Source organism: Mycoplana ramosa, assembly GCF_041930185.1.
Lineage (GTDB): Bacteria > Pseudomonadota > Alphaproteobacteria > Rhizobiales > Rhizobiaceae > Mycoplana > Mycoplana ramosa.
Genome location: NZ_JBHEEW010000001.1, coordinates 168,732 through 185,194, shown reverse-complemented (window position 1 = coordinate 185,194; position 16,463 = coordinate 168,732). Strand labels below are relative to the sequence as shown.

17 protein-coding genes are annotated in these 16,463 nt (G+C 64.7%); 10 read left to right on the top strand and 7 right to left on the bottom strand.

The annotated features are described in order from the left end of the window. Positions 1–200 precede the first annotated feature (200 nt). Both JNC62_RS00810 and copM read left to right on the top strand, forming a co-directional pair. Positions 201–515, top strand: coding sequence for a hypothetical protein (locus JNC62_RS00810; RefSeq protein ID WP_374835016.1), 315 nt, complete (start codon positions 201–203; stop codon positions 513–515). A gap of 58 nt (positions 516–573) precedes the next feature. Then, the gene (copM, locus tag JNC62_RS00805; RefSeq protein ID WP_374835015.1) at positions 574–963 is read left to right on the top strand and encodes a CopM family metallochaperone; all 390 of its coding nucleotides are present in this window, start codon (positions 574–576) and stop codon (positions 961–963) included. Between the two features lie 57 nt (positions 964–1,020). On the opposite strand, the gene JNC62_RS00800 is transcribed toward copM, so the two are convergent. Both JNC62_RS00800 and JNC62_RS00795 read right to left on the bottom strand, forming a co-directional pair. Then, the gene (locus JNC62_RS00800) at positions 1,021–1,233 is read right to left on the bottom strand and encodes a hypothetical protein (protein WP_374835013.1); all 213 of its coding nucleotides are present in this window, start codon (positions 1,231–1,233) and stop codon (positions 1,021–1,023) included. Positions 1,234–1,437: 204 nt separating this feature from the next. Beyond that, complete coding sequence (locus JNC62_RS00795; protein ID WP_374835011.1) at positions 1,438–2,088, bottom strand: DNA-3-methyladenine glycosylase I; 651 nt, start codon at positions 2,086–2,088, stop codon at positions 1,438–1,440. 249 nt (positions 2,089–2,337) lie between these two features. On the opposite strand from JNC62_RS00795, the gene JNC62_RS00790 reads away from it, so the two are divergent. Both JNC62_RS00790 and JNC62_RS00785 read left to right on the top strand, forming a co-directional pair. Next, positions 2,338–3,072 (top strand): L,D-transpeptidase, encoded by a 735-nt coding sequence (locus JNC62_RS00790; protein ID WP_374835009.1) that lies wholly within the window; start codon positions 2,338–2,340, stop codon positions 3,070–3,072. A 224-nt stretch (positions 3,073–3,296) separates the two neighbouring features. Next, a complete protein-coding gene (locus tag JNC62_RS00785) occupies positions 3,297–4,004 on the top strand; it encodes a L,D-transpeptidase (protein WP_374835007.1) in 708 nt (235 codons plus the stop codon). A 78-nt stretch (positions 4,005–4,082) separates the two neighbouring features. On the opposite strand, the gene JNC62_RS00780 is transcribed toward JNC62_RS00785, so the two are convergent. The 4 genes from JNC62_RS00780 to JNC62_RS00765 all read right to left on the bottom strand — a co-directional run bounded on the left by JNC62_RS00780 (position 4,083) and on the right by JNC62_RS00765 (position 8,563). Beyond that, positions 4,083–4,538, bottom strand: coding sequence for a hypothetical protein (locus JNC62_RS00780; protein WP_374835005.1), 456 nt, complete (start codon positions 4,536–4,538; stop codon positions 4,083–4,085). An 84-nt stretch (positions 4,539–4,622) separates the two neighbouring features. Then, on the bottom strand, positions 4,623–5,921 hold the full coding sequence (gene glcF / locus JNC62_RS00775) for a glycolate oxidase subunit GlcF (RefSeq protein ID WP_374835003.1): 1,299 nt from the start codon (positions 5,919–5,921) through the stop codon (positions 4,623–4,625). 3 nt (positions 5,922–5,924) lie between these two features. Then, entirely contained in the window at positions 5,925–7,130 is a 1,206-nt protein-coding gene (locus JNC62_RS00770) for an FAD-binding protein (protein ID WP_374835001.1), read from the bottom strand. Beyond that, positions 7,127–8,563: an FAD-linked oxidase C-terminal domain-containing protein gene (locus JNC62_RS00765; RefSeq protein WP_374834999.1), complete on the bottom strand. Its 1,437-nt coding sequence runs from the start codon at positions 8,561–8,563 to the stop codon at positions 7,127–7,129. The genes JNC62_RS00770 and JNC62_RS00765 overlap by 4 nt, the downstream gene beginning before the upstream one ends. Before the next feature lie 107 nt (positions 8,564–8,670). On the opposite strand from JNC62_RS00765, the gene JNC62_RS00760 reads away from it, so the two are divergent. After that, a complete protein-coding gene (locus tag JNC62_RS00760) occupies positions 8,671–9,582 on the top strand; it encodes a LysR family transcriptional regulator (RefSeq protein WP_374834998.1) in 912 nt (303 codons plus the stop codon). A gap of 3 nt (positions 9,583–9,585) precedes the next feature. Here the strand turns inward: JNC62_RS00760 and JNC62_RS00755 are convergent, their stop codons facing one another. After that, entirely contained in the window at positions 9,586–10,863 is a 1,278-nt protein-coding gene (locus JNC62_RS00755; protein ID WP_374834996.1) for a DUF3422 family protein, read from the bottom strand. 242 nt (positions 10,864–11,105) lie between these two features. Here JNC62_RS00755 and JNC62_RS00750 point away from each other — a divergent pair, with 242 nt between their 5' ends. The 5 genes from JNC62_RS00750 to JNC62_RS00730 all read left to right on the top strand — a co-directional run bounded on the left by JNC62_RS00750 (position 11,106) and on the right by JNC62_RS00730 (position 16,416). Beyond that, entirely contained in the window at positions 11,106–11,912 is an 807-nt protein-coding gene (locus tag JNC62_RS00750; RefSeq protein ID WP_374834994.1) for a FadR/GntR family transcriptional regulator, read from the top strand. 182 nt (positions 11,913–12,094) lie between these two features. Beyond that, on the top strand, positions 12,095–12,565 hold the full coding sequence (locus JNC62_RS00745) for an NUDIX hydrolase (protein WP_374835638.1): 471 nt from the start codon (positions 12,095–12,097) through the stop codon (positions 12,563–12,565). 66 nt (positions 12,566–12,631) lie between these two features. Continuing rightward, a complete protein-coding gene (locus JNC62_RS00740; protein WP_374834992.1) occupies positions 12,632–14,134 on the top strand; it encodes an inorganic phosphate transporter in 1,503 nt (500 codons plus the stop codon). A gap of 11 nt (positions 14,135–14,145) precedes the next feature. After that, positions 14,146–14,883, top strand: coding sequence for a 16S rRNA (uracil(1498)-N(3))-methyltransferase (locus JNC62_RS00735; RefSeq protein ID WP_374834990.1), 738 nt, complete (start codon positions 14,146–14,148; stop codon positions 14,881–14,883). Between the two features lie 159 nt (positions 14,884–15,042). After that, positions 15,043–16,416 (top strand): glutamate--cysteine ligase, encoded by a 1,374-nt coding sequence (locus tag JNC62_RS00730; RefSeq protein WP_374834988.1) that lies wholly within the window; start codon positions 15,043–15,045, stop codon positions 16,414–16,416. The last annotated feature ends 47 nt before the right edge of the window (positions 16,417–16,463 follow it).

The window sequence follows — 16,463 nt, the reverse complement described above, 5'->3', positions numbered from 1 at the left end:
CGGGGCGCCCAAAAATGCTGATATCGCTTTTGGAGGCTTCCCTAGCGGATTGGGCCGGGTGCGGCAAGGGCGACCGCAGATGCCGGAGCCGCGATCCGCGGGATGAGAGTGCCGGCGATCACACTCGGAACCCGCCGAAAAAAGCCGGTCGGGGACTTTTCACCTCCAGATTGCCGTCCTACATCAGCGACGTGAGAAGATTGTTCGTGATCCTGGCCTTTGTCGCCGCCCTCCTGGCCGGCTGGACGCCCGCTATGGCAGCGTCGCTGCACGCGGCCGCGGTGGCAAGCGAACACGCCGATTATAGGGCCGACAACGAGCACGCCCATCACGGCGACCAGAAGCACAAGGCGGTGCACCCGCTGCTGTGCTCGGCCTGTTTTGCCGTTGTGGCCGAGGCGGCGCGGATCGCACCGCCGCTGGTTCGCCCAACCCGCCCCGTCGCGATCAGCGACACATTGACCGGCGGATATGTCCTGCCGCTGGAACCACCACCCCGAAGCCCCGCCTTCTGACGAACCTTGCCACACGGGGCGCTGCCCCGCAGACATCCCATTCAGATAGGACACTCCAATGACCATCAGATACGTCGCACCGGGCCTAGCCCTGGCGCTCTCTTTCGCGCTCCCCGCCTTTGCGCAGGACCACTCCAGCCATCAGATGTCGAACGGCAGCACCATGCAGGTGGCCGAGCCGAAGGGGGACAACGGACCCTCCAGCAAGGCCTTCGCCGAGGCCAACGCCAGGATGCATGCCGGAATGGACATCGAGTTCAGCGGCAATGCCGACGTCGACTTCGCCCGCGGCATGATCGCCCATCACCAAGGCGCAATCGACATGGCGAGGATCGAGCTCGAATACGGCAAGGACCCGGCCATGCGCAAATTGGCCGAAGACGTGATCAAGGCCCAGGAAGGCGAAATCGAGATGATGAAGGCCTGGCTGGAAAAGAACGCCAAGTAACAGCAAGGGCGACGGGCCCGGCGCAGCTGCAGCCGGGCTCGATCGCAGGCCGGCTGGTCATTCCCCCGCAGAGGTAAACTGCTTATCGGTCGCAGCCGATGCCTCGAGCAGCGAAGCCGCGATTGCCTTGGCCAGGGTCAGGCTGTGCTGTCGAATTTCAATGCTGCTGCCGGTTCGTGCCGAGCGGATGAGGTCGAACCCCTCGCGCAGAACGATTTCCTGAGCCTTGTTGCAGGCCCAAACCTCAAGTCTGTTTCCGTCTTGCGCCATGACGTCCCCGCTGGCCAAATCATTCAGCACTGAACGGTGCACCCGGGCTGGAAACGCAAAAACTTCCCGGTTGATCTGAGCGCTCCGCAACCGGAACGATACATGATTCGCCGCAAAATACACGCGATCCGACAAACCCGGTTGAAACGACGACGTTCGTCCCACAGAAATTAAAACCGCAACTGCCGTCGACGGCACGGCTTCTTAGCGCACGGACGCGATCCTGGCCGGTCTGTCCATTGCCTGGCGGAGGCGTTCGACCTCCGGTTGGCAGTAGCACCCCGAGAGGTGATCGTTGACCAGCCCCATCGCCTGCATGAAGGCATAGACGGTGGTCGGCCCGACGAAGGTCCAGCCGCGCTTCTTCAGGTCCTTGGAGATCCGCACGGAGGTCGGCGTGCTCGGATTGGCGATCAGCGTCTCATAGTCCATGACGGCCGGCCGTTCCCCGGCCGGCGGCTCGTGGCTCCAGAAATAGCTCGCCAGCGAACCGAATTCGGCACGCATGTCCTGCGCCCGGCGGGCATTGTTGATGGTGGAGACGATCTTGCCGCGATGGCGCACGATGCCGGGATCGGCAAGGCAGCGGGCGATGTCGTCGTCACCGAAGGCGGCCACCCGGTCGAAGTCGAAGCCGGCGAAGGCGGCACGGAAGTTCTCGCGCTTGCGCAGGATCGTCAGCCAGGACAGGCCGGACTGAAAACCCTCAAGACAGATCTTCTCGAACAGGCGAACGTCATCGGTGACTGGACGCCCCCATTCCGCATCGTGATACCGGCGGTAATCCTCCAGGTTGCCGTGCCAGGCGCAACGCTGCCGACCATCCTCGCCCGTGACAATGCCTTTCTCTGTCATTTCGCTCTCCGTGTTTCCTCTTTGTTCCCCTTTACCATTCATCAACCAGATTCGGAAAGGCGACAATAACCCTACCCGAAGCTTTCATGGTTCCAGTGCCATTTAATGAACGGGAATTTACCTTTCGCTTCCGGCCAGGTGCGAGCATCGCGGACGATGCGCCAAGATGGCGCGCATTTGCGTTCGACATTCCGCCGCCCATCCGGGTGACGGACCATCATGTCCGGCGAAAGGTTGAGAGTACGCCCCATGCTGAGAAAATCCCTTCTGCTTTCCGCCAGCCTTCTTTGCGCCATTCCGGTGGCTGAGGCGAGCGACCGCTACGCCAGTCGGCCACCGGTGGTCGTCAGCCCTGACCTCACCGCGCCCTGGGTCATGCAACTGAGCGGCCAGGGCGTCCGGCCGGCCGTCTCGACGCGCAGGCCCGACACTCGCCAGACGGCACGGCAAAAGCGGTTCGTGCATCCGAACACCGCCGGCGTGCAGCTTGCCGCCGTGAACGGCGCGCAACCGGCCAGGCCCCAGATCGATCCAATGTACCTGCCGCAAATCGTCGACTACGAAAGCGCCCACAAACCCGGTACGATCGTCATCGACACCAACAATCGCTTCCTCTACTTGGTTCTCGACGGCGGCAAGGCGCGGCGGTACGGCGTCGGCGTCGGCAAGCCCGGCTTCGAATGGGCCGGCACTCATAAGGTTACCGCCAAGAAGGAATGGCCGAGCTGGACGCCGCCGAAGGAAATGATCGCGCGCGAGGCCGCCAAGGGTCGATACCTGCCCGAGTTCATGGAAGGTGGTCCCGCCAACCCGCTCGGTTCGCGCGCCATGTATCTCGGCTCGACGCTGTACCGGATCCACGGAACCAATGCCCCCTGGACGATCGGCTACGGGGTTTCCTCCGGCTGCATCCGCATGCGCAACGAGGACGTGGTCGATCTCTACGAACGCGTCAATGTCGGCACCAAGGTCATCGTGATCTGAGCGGGGTGTCGAAGGCGGCGGTTCGCCGACTAGCCAGTATCGACGGATGAACTATCGACAAGGGCGGCAATCGTGCCGCCCTTGTGCTGTGTGCCATGGGCAACACCCAACGCATTACTGGTGCTATACTGCCTCAACAATACCTCGGTCCGCGGCTGCTCCGCTTGAAAAGCAGCAAAACTTCGCTAGCCTCCGCGCGACTTCGGGATCGAGAGGACGATGAAATGACGAAACTGGTGCACATGCTGCTGGCAGCGGGGGTCGCGCTCGCATCCGTGTTGCCGGTGGCATCCGCGAACGCTTTCACCGCTGGATCGGCCGGACTGCCTAATGTGGCGTCCACCGACATCCTTCAGGTGGCGCAGCAAAAGCCTGTCGCGCCAAAGTACCATCGGCGCATGGTGCGGCTGGTGACGGACGAGCGGCCGGGCACGATCATCGTCGATACCAACAACAAGTTTCTCTATCTCGTCGAAAGCAAGAATCGGGCGATCCGTTACGGCATCGGCGTCGGCCGCGAGGGTTTCGGCTGGTCGGGCGTCGTCAAGGTCGGCCGCAAGGCCGAGTGGCCGGGCTGGACGCCGCCGCCGGAAATGATCGCGCGCGAGCGCAAGAAGGGCCGGATCCTGCCCGCCTACATGGAAGGCGGCATCAACAACCCGCTCGGCGCCCGCGCGCTCTATCTCTACAGCAAGGCCGGCCATGACACGGCGTTCCGCATCCACGGCACCAACGAGCCCTGGTCGATCGGCCTCAACATGTCGTCCGGCTGCATCCGCATGATGAACAAGGACGTCGAGCACCTTTACGAGCGCGCCGACCTAGGCGCAAAGGTGGTCGTCGTCGGCCCCGGCAACAAGCAGGGCAAGGTCAGCTACGACGACCGCGGCGTCGACGTGCTGCGCACGATCTTCGGCAGCTTCGGCGGTTGAGGCGGGCAAACCCTGCCAGTTTGCAGCGCGCGGCCTGCGGCTGCGCGCTGCAAACATTTACGAGCGAATGGTCCGGCCTCAACCGACCGAACAACTGACCTTGCCCCGTCTCTGGGTCGCCTCCCCCTCGCCTGCAGCAGTGAACAGTCGCATTTCGTATTCGCCATCGTAGGCGATGTCGTCATCACCCGCCTTCGTCATGATCACGATTTCTGTAGAGGCAAACGGCAGATCGCCAACAGTCTCGACGTAGATCAGCAGGCGCAGTTCGTCCTGATGGAGCCAGTTCTGCGGAAGGTTGGCGCGGTCCAGCGTCACCCGTTCCAGCCCCTTCGGCGCGATCGCCGGCGGGAGGGTGAACTGGCCGCGGAAATTCAGGAGGGGAGCGCCGTTGCCGTGGCCGAATGCGCTTTCGATCTCGAGCTTCAGATTGTCGTCGTCAATCGTGCAGCCAAAGCCGCCGGTCGCATGGGCGGTGGCCGTCGAAGCCAGCGAAGTCAGGCTCACGAGAAAAACAAGACTGCGTAAACGCATGAGAAACTCCAACAAATGCCGCGGGAAGATGAATGTCTTCGCTCCCCACGCAGGCGTGCGGAACCGAGACACACCTCCGACCGCCTAGGCCAGCCCCGCCGGCTTCTCGCCGCCATAGGCCCAATCCAGCAGCTCGACCGTGTGCAGGATCGGCACCTCGGTGCCGGTGGCGATCTGGGTGATGCAGCCGATGTTGCCGGTGGCGATCACGTCCGGCCTCGTCGCCTCCAGGTTCTTCACCTTGCGCGCCTTCAGCTTGGCGGAGATTTCCGGCTGCAGGATGTTGTAAGTGCCGGCGGAGCCGCAGCACAGGTGCCCTTCGGCCGGATCGCGCACGGTGAAGCCGGCGTTTTTCAGGAGCGTTTTCGGCAGCGTCGTGATCTTCTGGCCGTGTTGCATCGAACAGGCGGAGTGGTAGGCGACGGTGAGACGCTTCGTTTCCTGCGGCGGCAGGTCGAGCGTGGCGAGATATTCCGTCACGTCCCTGGCGAGTGCGGACACCTTCGCGGCTTTTTCAGCATAGGCCGGATCGAGCCTCAGCATGAAGCCGTAGTCCTTGATCGTCGTGCCGCAGCCGGACGCGGTGACGATGATCGCGTCAAGGCCGCCGTTTTCCATCTCGCGCAGCCAAACGTCGACGTTGCGGCGCGCTGCCTCGAGCGCCTGCTCCTCGCGGCCCATGTGGTGCACGAGAGAACCGCAGCAGACCTCGCCGGCCGGCGCCACGACCTCGACGCCGAGGCGGGTCAGAAGCCGGATCGTCGCCTCGTTGATCTCCGGCTTCAGAACCGGCTGCGCGCAGCCGGACAGGATCGCGACCCGGCCGCGTTTCGTTCCCGCCGCCGGGTGTGTACCCGGCCGCGCACTTGACGACCGCTTCGGCACATGCCGCGGCGCCAGATCCAGCATGGCGCCGAAGGGTTCCATCCCCTTTACCCGCTTCAACAAGCCAGCGAAGGGCCTACCGAGCGCGGCAGCGTGCAGGGCCAGCCGGAAGCGCCGCGGATAGGGCAGTACGGCCGCGAGCAGGTTGCGGGTGACCCGATCCCAGAACGGGCGGCGATAGGTGTTTTCGATGTGCATGCGGGCGTGGTCGACCAGATGCATGTAGTCGACGCCGGAGGGACAGGTGGTCATGCAGGAAAGGCACGACAGGCAGCGGTCGATGTGGGTCACCACCTGCTCGTCGGCCGGCCGGCCGTTCTCCAGCATGTCCTTGATCAGGTAGATGCGGCCGCGCGGGCTGTCGAGCTCGTTGCCGAGCGTCACATAGGTGGGACAGGTGGCGGTGCAGAAGCCGCAATGCACGCACTTGCGCAGGATCTGCTCGGAGGTTGCGACGTGCGGGTCGGCAAGCTGTTCGGCGGTGAAATTGGTCTGCATCGTCTACGCCTCGCCCACCGATACGCCCAGGAAGGTCCCCGCCGGATCGAACTTTTCCTTGATCCTCGCGCTCAAAAGCTCGATCGCCTCGGCCTGCGGCTGGAAGACTGGCGTCGCGGCCAGCACCGCCGGCGCCGCCCGCATCAGCGTGGCATGCCCACCCCCGAGCGCCTTGATGTAGCGGCGCACCAGTTCGGCTTCCGGATCTGCCTCCATGCGCAACCACGCCAAGCCGCCCTGCCAGTCGAAATAGGCGTCGACGCCCGTTTCCAGACGGAGGGCTGCGACGAGCTGGTGGCCTGCCGTCGGCGCGACGGAGACGCGCCACACCGGGCGGGCCGTGCCGTCGGCATAGGGGTGGACGTCGCGAACCTCGCGCCAGAGCAGCCCCGTGTCTTCGGCATTCAGGGACGAGATCGCGCCGAACGATGCCAACGCCGTCTTCAGCTTCTCGGCGCGCACCGCGACCGAGGCGGCAAGGCCCTCGATCCGCAGCACCGTCGCCGCTCCCTCGGGCAGACGGCCGCCGACGAACCGTCCGCAGACGCTTTCAGGAAGGTGCGCCGCGCCGGACACCTCCACCGACATCGACATCGCCGTCGCCATCGCCGCTGCGGCTTCCGCATCGTTCAGGCCGGAGATGACGATGGTGGCCGCCGTTTCCGCAACGGGCAGCAGCCGGAACGTCACCTCCGTCAGGAAGGCGAGCGTGCCGCGCGAGCCAGCCAGCAACTTGGTCAGGTCCAGCCCGGTAACGTTTTTCATCACCCGTCCGCCGGCCTTGACGATCTCGCCGGTGCCGTTGACGAAGCGGACGCCGAGAAGGCTGTCGCGCGCCGCACCGGCGACGAAGCGGCGGGGGCCGGAGGCATTGGTCGCAAAGACCCCACCGATGGTCGGAATTCCGCCCGTGCCAAGCACCGGACGCAGGTCGAGGGGCTCGAAGGCCAGCATCTGCCGTCTTTCGGCAAGGGCCGCGGCGACCTCGTCCAGCGGCGTGCCGGACTTCGCGGTCATCGTCATCTCGGCCGGATTGTACGCGACGATGCCGGACAGGCCGGCCGACGACAGCACGTCCCGGCTCGCCTGGCCGAGCGGAAGCGTGCGCGTTCCGCCGCCGCGGATTTCGAGCGGTGCGGATGAGGCGGCAGCGGCGCGGACGATCCGGGAGGCGGCCTCCTCGGACAAGGGATCATGGATCATGGTCATGCGTCCGGACGCCCCTCCAGCGGGAAGACTTTCGAGGGATTGAGGATCCATTGCGGATCGAAGGCCGCGCGCACGCCCATCTGCTGGATCAGGTCGGCCTCGGTGAATTGGTGGCGCATCAGGTCGCGCTTCTCGATGCCGACACCATGCTCGCCGGTGAGGCAGCCGCCGGCGTCGACGCAGAGCTTGAGGATGTCGTTGCCGGCTGCTTCCGCGCGCGCGGCATCCTCGGGGTCGTTGGCGTTGAAAAGGATGAGCGGATGCATGTTGCCGTCGCCGGCGTGGAAGACGTTGGCGACGCGCAGGCCGTGGCGGGCGACGATCTCGGCGGTGCCGCGCAAAACGTTCGAGAGCTGGCTGAGCGGCACGGTGCCGTCCATGCAGATGTAGTCGGCGATCCGCCCTGTTGCGCCGAAGGCGGACTTGCGGCCTTTCCAGATCAGCGCGGCCTGCGTGGCCGACTGGCTCTCCTTGACGACCTTGACGCCGTGGCGGCGGGCGATCGCGATGATGTTCTCCAGCATGCCATCCATCTCGGCCTCGGAGCCCTCGACCTCGACGATCAGCAGCGCCTCGACGTCCATCGGATACCCGGCCTGGGCAAAGGCCTCGCAGATCTCGATCGCCGGCTTGTCCATGAATTCGATCGCGACCGGGATGATGCCCGCGCCGATGATGTCGGCGACACAAGCGCCGGCCGCCTCGGAGCTGTCGAAGCCGAACAGCACCGGCCGGGCGCCCTCGGGCTTGGCAATCAGCCGCACGGTCGCCTCGGTGACGACGCCGAGCTGGCCTTCGGAACCGCAGACGAGACCGAGCAGGTCAAGACCCGGCGCATCCAGCGCCTTGCCGCCAAGCTCGATCACCGTGCCGTCCACCAGCACCATCTTCACGCCGAGCAGGTTGTTGGTGGTCACGCCGTACTTCAGACAGTGGGCGCCGCCGGAGTTCATGCCGATGTTGCCGCCGATCGTGCAGGCGAGTTGCGAGCTTGGGTCCGGGGCGTAGAAATAACCGTCAGCGGAGACCGCCTCGGAAATGGCAAGGTTGGTCACCCCGGCCTGGACAATGGCCGTGCGGTTGGCGTAGTCGACCTCGAGGATGCGCGCCATCTTGGACAGCCCCAGAACGACGGCGTCTTCCTGCGGGATCGCGCCGCCAGACAAGGATGTCCCCGCTCCGCGCGGCACGACGGGAATGCCGTAGCGATGGCAGTATTTCAGCACGGCTGCGACCTGGGCGGTCGTCTCCGGCAGAGCCACTGCCAGCGGCACGCGCCGGTAGGAAACGAAGGCGTCGGTCTCGAACGGCACCAGCGCACGCGGCTCATGCACCAGGCATCCCTCCGGCAACAGATCCAGAAGATCCCCGACGATCTCGCGCCGCCGTGACAACACGGCCGGCTTCGGCGGCAGAAAGCCGATCTGCTCCATCCCTGAGATCTCCCAATCCTGCAAATGGTATTTTTTCTTTACCACTGTGCCCAGGACCAGGCAAATGCTAAGGATTATCTCCGCCGTGGCGAAAATGGATCTCATTTATGACGAATTTGGGCGATCTGGAAATATTCTCGCGCGTCGTGAGCACCGGCAGCATGTCCGCCGCCGGGCGGGCACTGGGGCTCTCGCCCGCCGTCGTCTCGAAGCGCATCAAGCGGCTGGAGGAACGGCTGGGCACGCGGCTGTTGCAGCGCACGACCCGGCAGGTCTCGCTGACGGAAGCCGGGCACGGCTTCCATGAGCGCATTCTCGGCATCCTCGCCGGCATCGAGGAGGCCGAAGCCTTCGTATCCGGGCGCGCCGGCGCCATGCGCGGAATGCTGCGGATCTCCGCCCCGACCTCCTTCGGCCGGATGCACATCGCGCCGCATCTGATGCCCTTCATGGAGGCCAATCCGGACCTGACCGTCAACCTCGTGCTGACGGACGATTTTTCCGACATCGTCGGCGAAGCGTTCGACCTGGCGATCCGCATCGGCGAACTGGAGGATTCCTCGCTCGTCGCCCGCCGGCTTGCCCCGGTGCGGCGCGTGCTCACCGCTTCCCCTGCCTACCTGGAACGCCGCGGCGCGCCGCGCACGATCGCCGATCTGGCGCAGCACACCTGCCTGCCGCCGCACAGCCAGGACGTCTGGCGGCTGGAGGGGCCGGAGGGCGCAGTAACCTATCGGCCGCAGGGAAGGCTGATCACCAATTCGAGCGAGGTCGTGCGCGAGGCGGTGACCGCCGGCATGGGCATCGCGCTGCGCTCGACCTGGGACATCGGCCCGGAGCTGCGGGACGGCCGGCTGGTGCAGGTGCTGCCGCAGTACGAAGGGTCGCGCAACGTCGTGCTCTCCGCGATCTACGCCAGCCGCCAGTTCCTTCCGGCCAAGGTCCGCGTCTTCATCGACTACCTCGCCGACCTCTATGGCCCGACACCCTACTGGGAGCATGGCCGGGTGCCTGGCTGATCGTCAGTGCGCGTCCTCTTCGGCGTGCCTGCGCCGGATCGCCCGGACCAGCAACCACATGCCAAGGACGACGATGGGTACGGAGAGCCCCGTCAGCGTTTCCGGCTTCACCGGCAGTCCGAGACCGTGCGCAGCCTTGGCGAGATAGCCGAACAGGCCGACGACATAGTAGGAGATCGCTGCGACCGACAACCCCTCGACGGTTTGCTGAAGGCGGAGTTGCAGCTTGGCGCGCCGGTCCATCGAGTTGAGCAGGCCCGTGTTCAACTGCTCCAGTTCCACGTCGATCCAGCTGCGCAACAACGCCGTCGCACGCGCGAGCTTGCGCGACAGGTTCGCCTGCCGCTCCTCGACGGACTGGCAGGTGCGCATGGCCGGCGCCAGCCGCCGCTCGAGGAAGAAGCCGAGCGTCTCGTAGCCGGGAATGGCGGTCTCCGCCAGCGTCCGGATGCGCTCCTGCACGATGCCGTAATAGGCGCGGCTGGCACCGAAGCGATAGAGGCTCAGCGCCGCATTGGCCTCGAGTTCGGCGGCCAAGCGCGTGATCTCGGACAGCATCTGATCGGCCTCGTCGCGCGCATGCTGCTTCATGCGCTGCGTCACGGCCGTCAACCCGTCCTCGATGCGGCGGATCTCCGGCGACAGCGACTGGGCGAGCGGCAGGCCCATCATCGCCAGTGTCCGGTAGGTCTCGATGTCGAGCAAGCGCTGCACCAGCGCGCCGCGCCCGGCTTCCGTCATGCCCCGGTCGATCACCAGGATCTGCGTCAGCCCGTCGCCGTTCTGGCGGAAGTCGGTCAAGATCACCGCCTGCCCGTCCTTGACCTCGCTGTAGCAAAGGCTCGTCGGGTCGAAAGTGTCGATTGCTTCGCGCGTCTGCGGCGTGTCCGGGCGGATCTCCAGGCGAACGCCGGAGATCAGCGTACCCGGCGGCGCAAAACTGTCGCCGAACGGGTGGACGGGAACCACGCCGCCAAACTTCTCCGGTACCGGGCAGTCCCAGAAGTAGGTGGAGAACTCGGTATGGCGCTCCCAGCGCAGCGTCCCATGCCCCCAGCTCATCGCATGGTGGCTGGCGTCGCGCGCCGGCGGCGAAATCCCGCGCGAACGGGAGAGGTCGGAAAGCACCGCATGGTCGACGACCGTGCCACCCTCGGTCAGGAAAGCGAGCTGAAAGATGACGCGCGGCGACGGCACCAGCGCGTAGGGCCTGGCGTGTATCTCGCCCAGAGCCTGCGCCCGGGCCGCAGCGGTTGGAAAGGCAAAGCTTCCATTGGTCATGCCTGCATCGTCCCCCTCGTGCTGCATCCACCTTCGCTTGTTTAGCAAATGACAAATGCGCGGGAAGAATGGCGCATTGACGCAGGGTGTTGAATATCCAAGCCATCCACAAGACTCTTGCGGCCATTGTGTCCGTCTGTCCTGGCAAGAACAGCGTGACCAGTCACGCCGAGCGATCGCTCGCGACCCGCACCGGTGGACAAGTTTATTGACCAGTCATGGCGGGCTGCTATCCTCCAGTCATGGAAAACCTGCATGCCGACACCTCCTTCGACCTGTTCGCCCGCGTCAGCCACGGCCGTACGGCGGACGAGGTCGTACGCCAGATCGAACTGCTCCTGCTGCAAGGGGTCCTGCGCGACGGCGACCGGTTGCCTGGCGAACGAGAGCTTTCGAAGCGGCTGGACGTGTCGCGGCCGATCCTGCGCGAGGCCCTGAAGGAATTGGAGGCCCGCGGCCTTCTCGTCAGCCATCATGGCGGCGGCACCTATGTGGCTGATATCATTGGCCAGATCTTCTCCAGGCCGGTGATCGACCTGATCGCCCGTCACCGGCGTGCCACGATCGATTTTCTCGAATACCGCCGTGCGCTCGAAGGGATGACCGCCGAACTCGCCGCTCAGAGGGCAACGGCCTATGACAGGCAGGCTCTGAGAACCATTCTGGAGGACATGCAGAGGGCCCACGCAAGTGGTCGCTTCGAAGACGAGCTTGCCGCCGACGTGAGCCTGCACAATGCGATCGGCGAGGCCGCCCACAACATCATCCTCCTGCATACTCTGCGGGCCTGTTACCGCTTGCTCGAGCAGGGAATCTTCTTCAACCGGCATCTGGTGTTTGCTTCGGACAAGGCGCGCGGCGACCTGCTCGAACAGCATGAAGCGATCTGCGATGCCATTATTCACGCCGATCCCGTTATGGCAAAGGCGGCCGCACAGGCCCATATAGACTATATCGCTGGCGCCATCCGCGAAGCGGAACGCACGGGCGAGTGGCAGCGCATTTCGCAACTGCGCATGCAGCAACGCTCGGTCGGCAGGGGCGATTAGCCCGTGCTTTTCGTCGCTATTGACGGCGGTCGGCGGGAACACCGGTGAGGCAGCCGTTTACAGTCACACAAATGCGCCCATACTCCACGAAGGTGTCCAAAACGAATCAGCCTCAGCAGCGAATAGAAGGAATGAAGAAGAGATTGACCATCCTGACCCGAATTGCCAGCGACGTGCGGCTGATGCTCCGGCGACCGGCCCGGATTCAGTACGCTGCGCTGTGCTTCCGATTGAGGAAGAAGCGGGGCGAGATCGAGGTGCTTCTCATCACCAGCCGTGACACTGGACGCTGGGTCATACCGAAAGGCTGGCCGATGGAGGGGCGGCCGTCCTATGCCGTCGCCGAGCGCGAAGCCTTTGAAGAGGCCGGCGTCAAGGGCAGGGTGCAAAAGGAGCCGATCGGTCACTACATATATCACAAGGTCCTTTCCCAGGGGCTGAAGGTGCGTTGCAAGGTGCAAGTCTACTCATTGGAAGTGGACGAACTTTCCAAGAACTTTCCGGAAAAAGGCGAGCGCCGCCTGGAATGGGTCAGTTACTCCGAGGCCGCCGCGCGCGTCGCCGAACCAGGCTTGAAGAAGCTGATTTTGGATTTTGGACGCAACGGGCTTGCTCCGCACCAGCCTGTTTCGGACAAAAATGCGCAGGCCTGAACACCACGCCATATTGCTCTCGATGTGCTGAGGCAGTAGTGCCACGATGACTTCTGGAGCATGTGGATGGACAATACCCCCACGCGGTTGGGAAAGCCTACTCTTGACAAGGATCTCGACAAGCTGACGCGCCTCGAGGAGGCGACGCATTTCATTTCGAGAGGCCTGCTCGCACCCGGCACCGGCTTGATCTTCCTTGCGCTCGCCATGATCGTCGCCGGCGCTTTCGTGATCGACCGACCAGACGCCGCAGTCATTGTCGCCGCCGCCGCCCTCGCCGCCTACATGGCCATGAACATCGGCGCTAACGACGTCACCAACAACGTCAGCCCGGCGGTCGGCTCGCGCGCCCTGACGATGGCGGCGGCCCTTGCCATCGCGGCCGTCTTCGAGACGCTTGGCGCCATGCTTGCGGGCGGCGAAGTGGTCTCGACCATTTCGGAGAGAATCGTCGCGCAGTCGTCGATGCCTCCGGAGATGCTGGTCCGCGCCATGCTCGCCGCGCTGCTTTCCGCCGCGGTGTGGATCAACGCCGCCACCTGGCTTGGCGCGCCGGTCTCGACGACACACGCGATCGTCGGCGCCGTGATGGGCGCGGGCATTGTTGCCGCCGGTGCAGATTCGGTCGACTGGAAACTGATGTCAGGCATCGCCGCGAGTTGGGTCATCTCACCCCTGCTCGGCGGCGTGATCGCGGCCCTGCTGCTGTTTTTCATCAAGGAGATGATCGTCTATCGCGACGACAAGATCGACGCCGCCCGCCGCTGGGTGCCGGTGCTGATCGGGCTGATGAGCGGCAGCTTCACGGCCTATCTGCTGATCAGCCCGCTCAATCATCTGCTCGATGTCGGCCTCGGCACGAGCGTCCTGCTCGGATTGGCCGCAGGCGCCTTGACCTATGCGGCAAGCGTCCCCTTCATCGCGCGGCAATCGATCGGCCTGGAGAATCGCAACCAGTCGCTGCGCAAGCTTTTCCGGATTCCGCTGATCATTTCGGCCGCCCTGCTCTCCTTCGCCCATGGCGCGAACGACGTGGCGAACGCGGTCGGCCCACTTGCGGCGATCGTCCGTGCCTCGCAGACGGCACAGAGCAGCTTCGGTCACGCCGTGCCGCAGTGGGTGATGCTGATCGGCGCGCTTGGCATCTCGATCGGGCTGCTGCTGTTCGGGCCGAAGCTCATCGAGCTCGTCGGCAAGGACATCACCAAGCTCAACCCGATGCGGTCCTATTGCGTGGCACTTTCGGCGGCGGCGACGGTCCTCGTCGCCTCAGCGTTCGGCCTGCCGGTCAGTTCGACCCACATCGCCGTCGGCTCCGTCTTCGGTGTCGGGTTCTTCCGCGAATGGTACACCCGCAATTCGAAACGCCGCCTGGACTACATCCGCAGGCGCGGCGGCATCGTCGATCTTGAGGAACTGGAGGATCGCAACCCCGATGAAGTCCGGCGGCGGCGTCTGGTGCGGCGCTCGCATTTCATGACCATCGTCGCGGCCTGGATCATCACCGTGCCGCTGACCGCGATGGCCGCCGCCATCCTCTTCAGCCTGCTCAACACCTTGTTCGGCTGAGAGGGATCACAATGCGCGCCAACTACCGCATGCAACGCCTTTTTGTCGAACCGGGCCTTTCCCAAGGCTCCGTGTTCGAGGCGGCGAAGGATCAGTTCCACTACCTTGCCAACGTGCTGCGGGCGGAGGAAGGCACGGAGGTTCTGGTCTTCAACGGCCGCGACGGCGAGTGGCGGGCGCAACTTTCCTACCCGACCCGCAAGCGCCTGTTGCTGACCGTCATGGAACAGACGCGGCCGCAGCCCGCATCGAGCGACCTGCACTATCTCTTCGCGCCTTTAAAGGTCGGTCGCCTCGACTATCTCGTGCAAAAGGCCGTGGAGATGGGCGCGGGCGTGCTGCAGCCGGTCATGACGCAGCACGTGCAAGGCAAGATAACCAGCCTGGACCGGATCGAGGCGAATGTGATCGAGGCCGCCGAACAGTGCGGAATCCTCGCCATCCCGCAGGTCGCAGCCTCCCGGCGGTTGGACGACCTCCTTCAGGACTGGCCGCAGGATAGACGCATCCTGTTTTGCGACGAGGGCCATGACAGCCAGAACCCCCTGCCCGCGCTCCATGCGGTGCGGGAGAGCAAGCTGGCGCTTCTGGTCGGCCCGGAAGGCGGCTTCTCCGACGGCGAGCGGGCCATTTTGCGCAACCTGCCGTTCGTGACGCCGATCCCGCTCGGCCCGCGCATCCTCAGGGCTGACACCGCCGCAGTCGCGGCCCTGGCCGTCATCCAGGCCACGATTGGCGACTGGAAATAGCCAGTTTCGCGGCAGCGACATTGCCTGCGCCAAGGACGAGCTTTCCGTTTTTTTGATGGCATCTTGAAAGAAATTCGCTTGCACCGCACTTAAATACGGTTCAAGCACCCTCCACTTGCCCGGCCAGTCGGCCGGCGCCCACCTGACAAGAAGACGCCCATGGCCCGTGATACCACCGACCAGACGCCGGTTCGCTCGACAGCGGACATGACCGAATACCTGGCCTCCGGATGCAAGCCGAAGGACGCGTTTCGCATCGGCACGGAGCATGAGAAGTTTGTCTTCTTCACCGCCGACAACGGCCCGGTTCCCTATTTCGGCGAGCGCAGCATCTCCGCGCTCTTGGCCGGCATGCAGTCCAAGACGGGTTGGGAGCCGATCATGGACGGCGACAACATCATCGGGCTTGCCGGCCCGGCCGGCGCCGGAGCGATCTCGCTGGAACCCGGCGGCCAGTTCGAGCTTTCCGGTGCGCCGCTGGAAACCATCCACGAGACCTGCAAGGAGTCGAACCAGCATCTGGCGACGCTGCGCGACGTGGCCGAGCCGCTCGGCATCCGCTTCCTCGGCATGGGCGGCAGCCCGAAATGGTCGCTCGCCGAGACGCCGCGGATGCCGAAGTCGCGCTATGACATCATGACGCGCTACATGCCCAAGGTCGGCTCCCACGGCCTCGACATGATGTACCGCACCTGCACGATCCAGGTGAACCTCGACTTCTCCTCCGAAGCCGACATGCGTCGCAAGATCCAGGTGTCGCTGAAGCTGCAATCGCTTGCCACCGCCTTCTTTGCTTCCTCCCCCTTTACCGAGGGCAAGCCGAACGGACTTCTTTCCTGGCGCGGCGACATCTGGCGCGACACGGACAACAACCGTTCCGGCCTGATCCCCTTCGCCTTCGCTCCGGACTTCGGGTTCGAGCGCTACGTCGAATGGGCGCTGGACGTTCCGATGTATTTCGTCGTGCGCGACGGCAAGTATCACGACTGCACGCACATCACCTTCCGCCAGTTCATGGCCGGGGCACTCAAGGGCGAGATCGCCGACTGGGAGCCCAACATGGGCGACTGGACCAACCATCTCTCCACGCTGTTCCCGGACGTGCGCCTCAAGCGCTTCCTGGAGATGCGCGGCGCCGATGGCGGCCCCTGGCGGCGCATTTGCGCGCTGCCGGCCTTCTGGGTGGGGCTGCTCTACGACGACAGCGCCCTTTCGGCCGCCGAGGACCTGACGCGCGACTGGACGGTCGAGGAGGTCACCGCCCTCCGCGATGCAGTTCCCGCGCAAGGGCTCGATGCAAGGCACCGGGGCGTGACGCTCTGGGACATCGGCCGCGAGGTGCTGTCGATCGCTCGTTCCGGCCTTGTCGCACGCGGCAGGGTCAACGACGACGGTGTGGACGAATCGGTGTTCCTTGCGCCGCTGGACGAGGTCCTGGCCAAGAAGTCGACGCTCGCAGAAGACATGCTGGCGCTCTACAACGGCCGCTGGAACCGGTCCGTCGAACCGGTCTTTGCTGATTACCAGTACTGACCGCCGAAAGCCCACACCCAAGAAAGCGGTTTTCGTCCCGCATATTC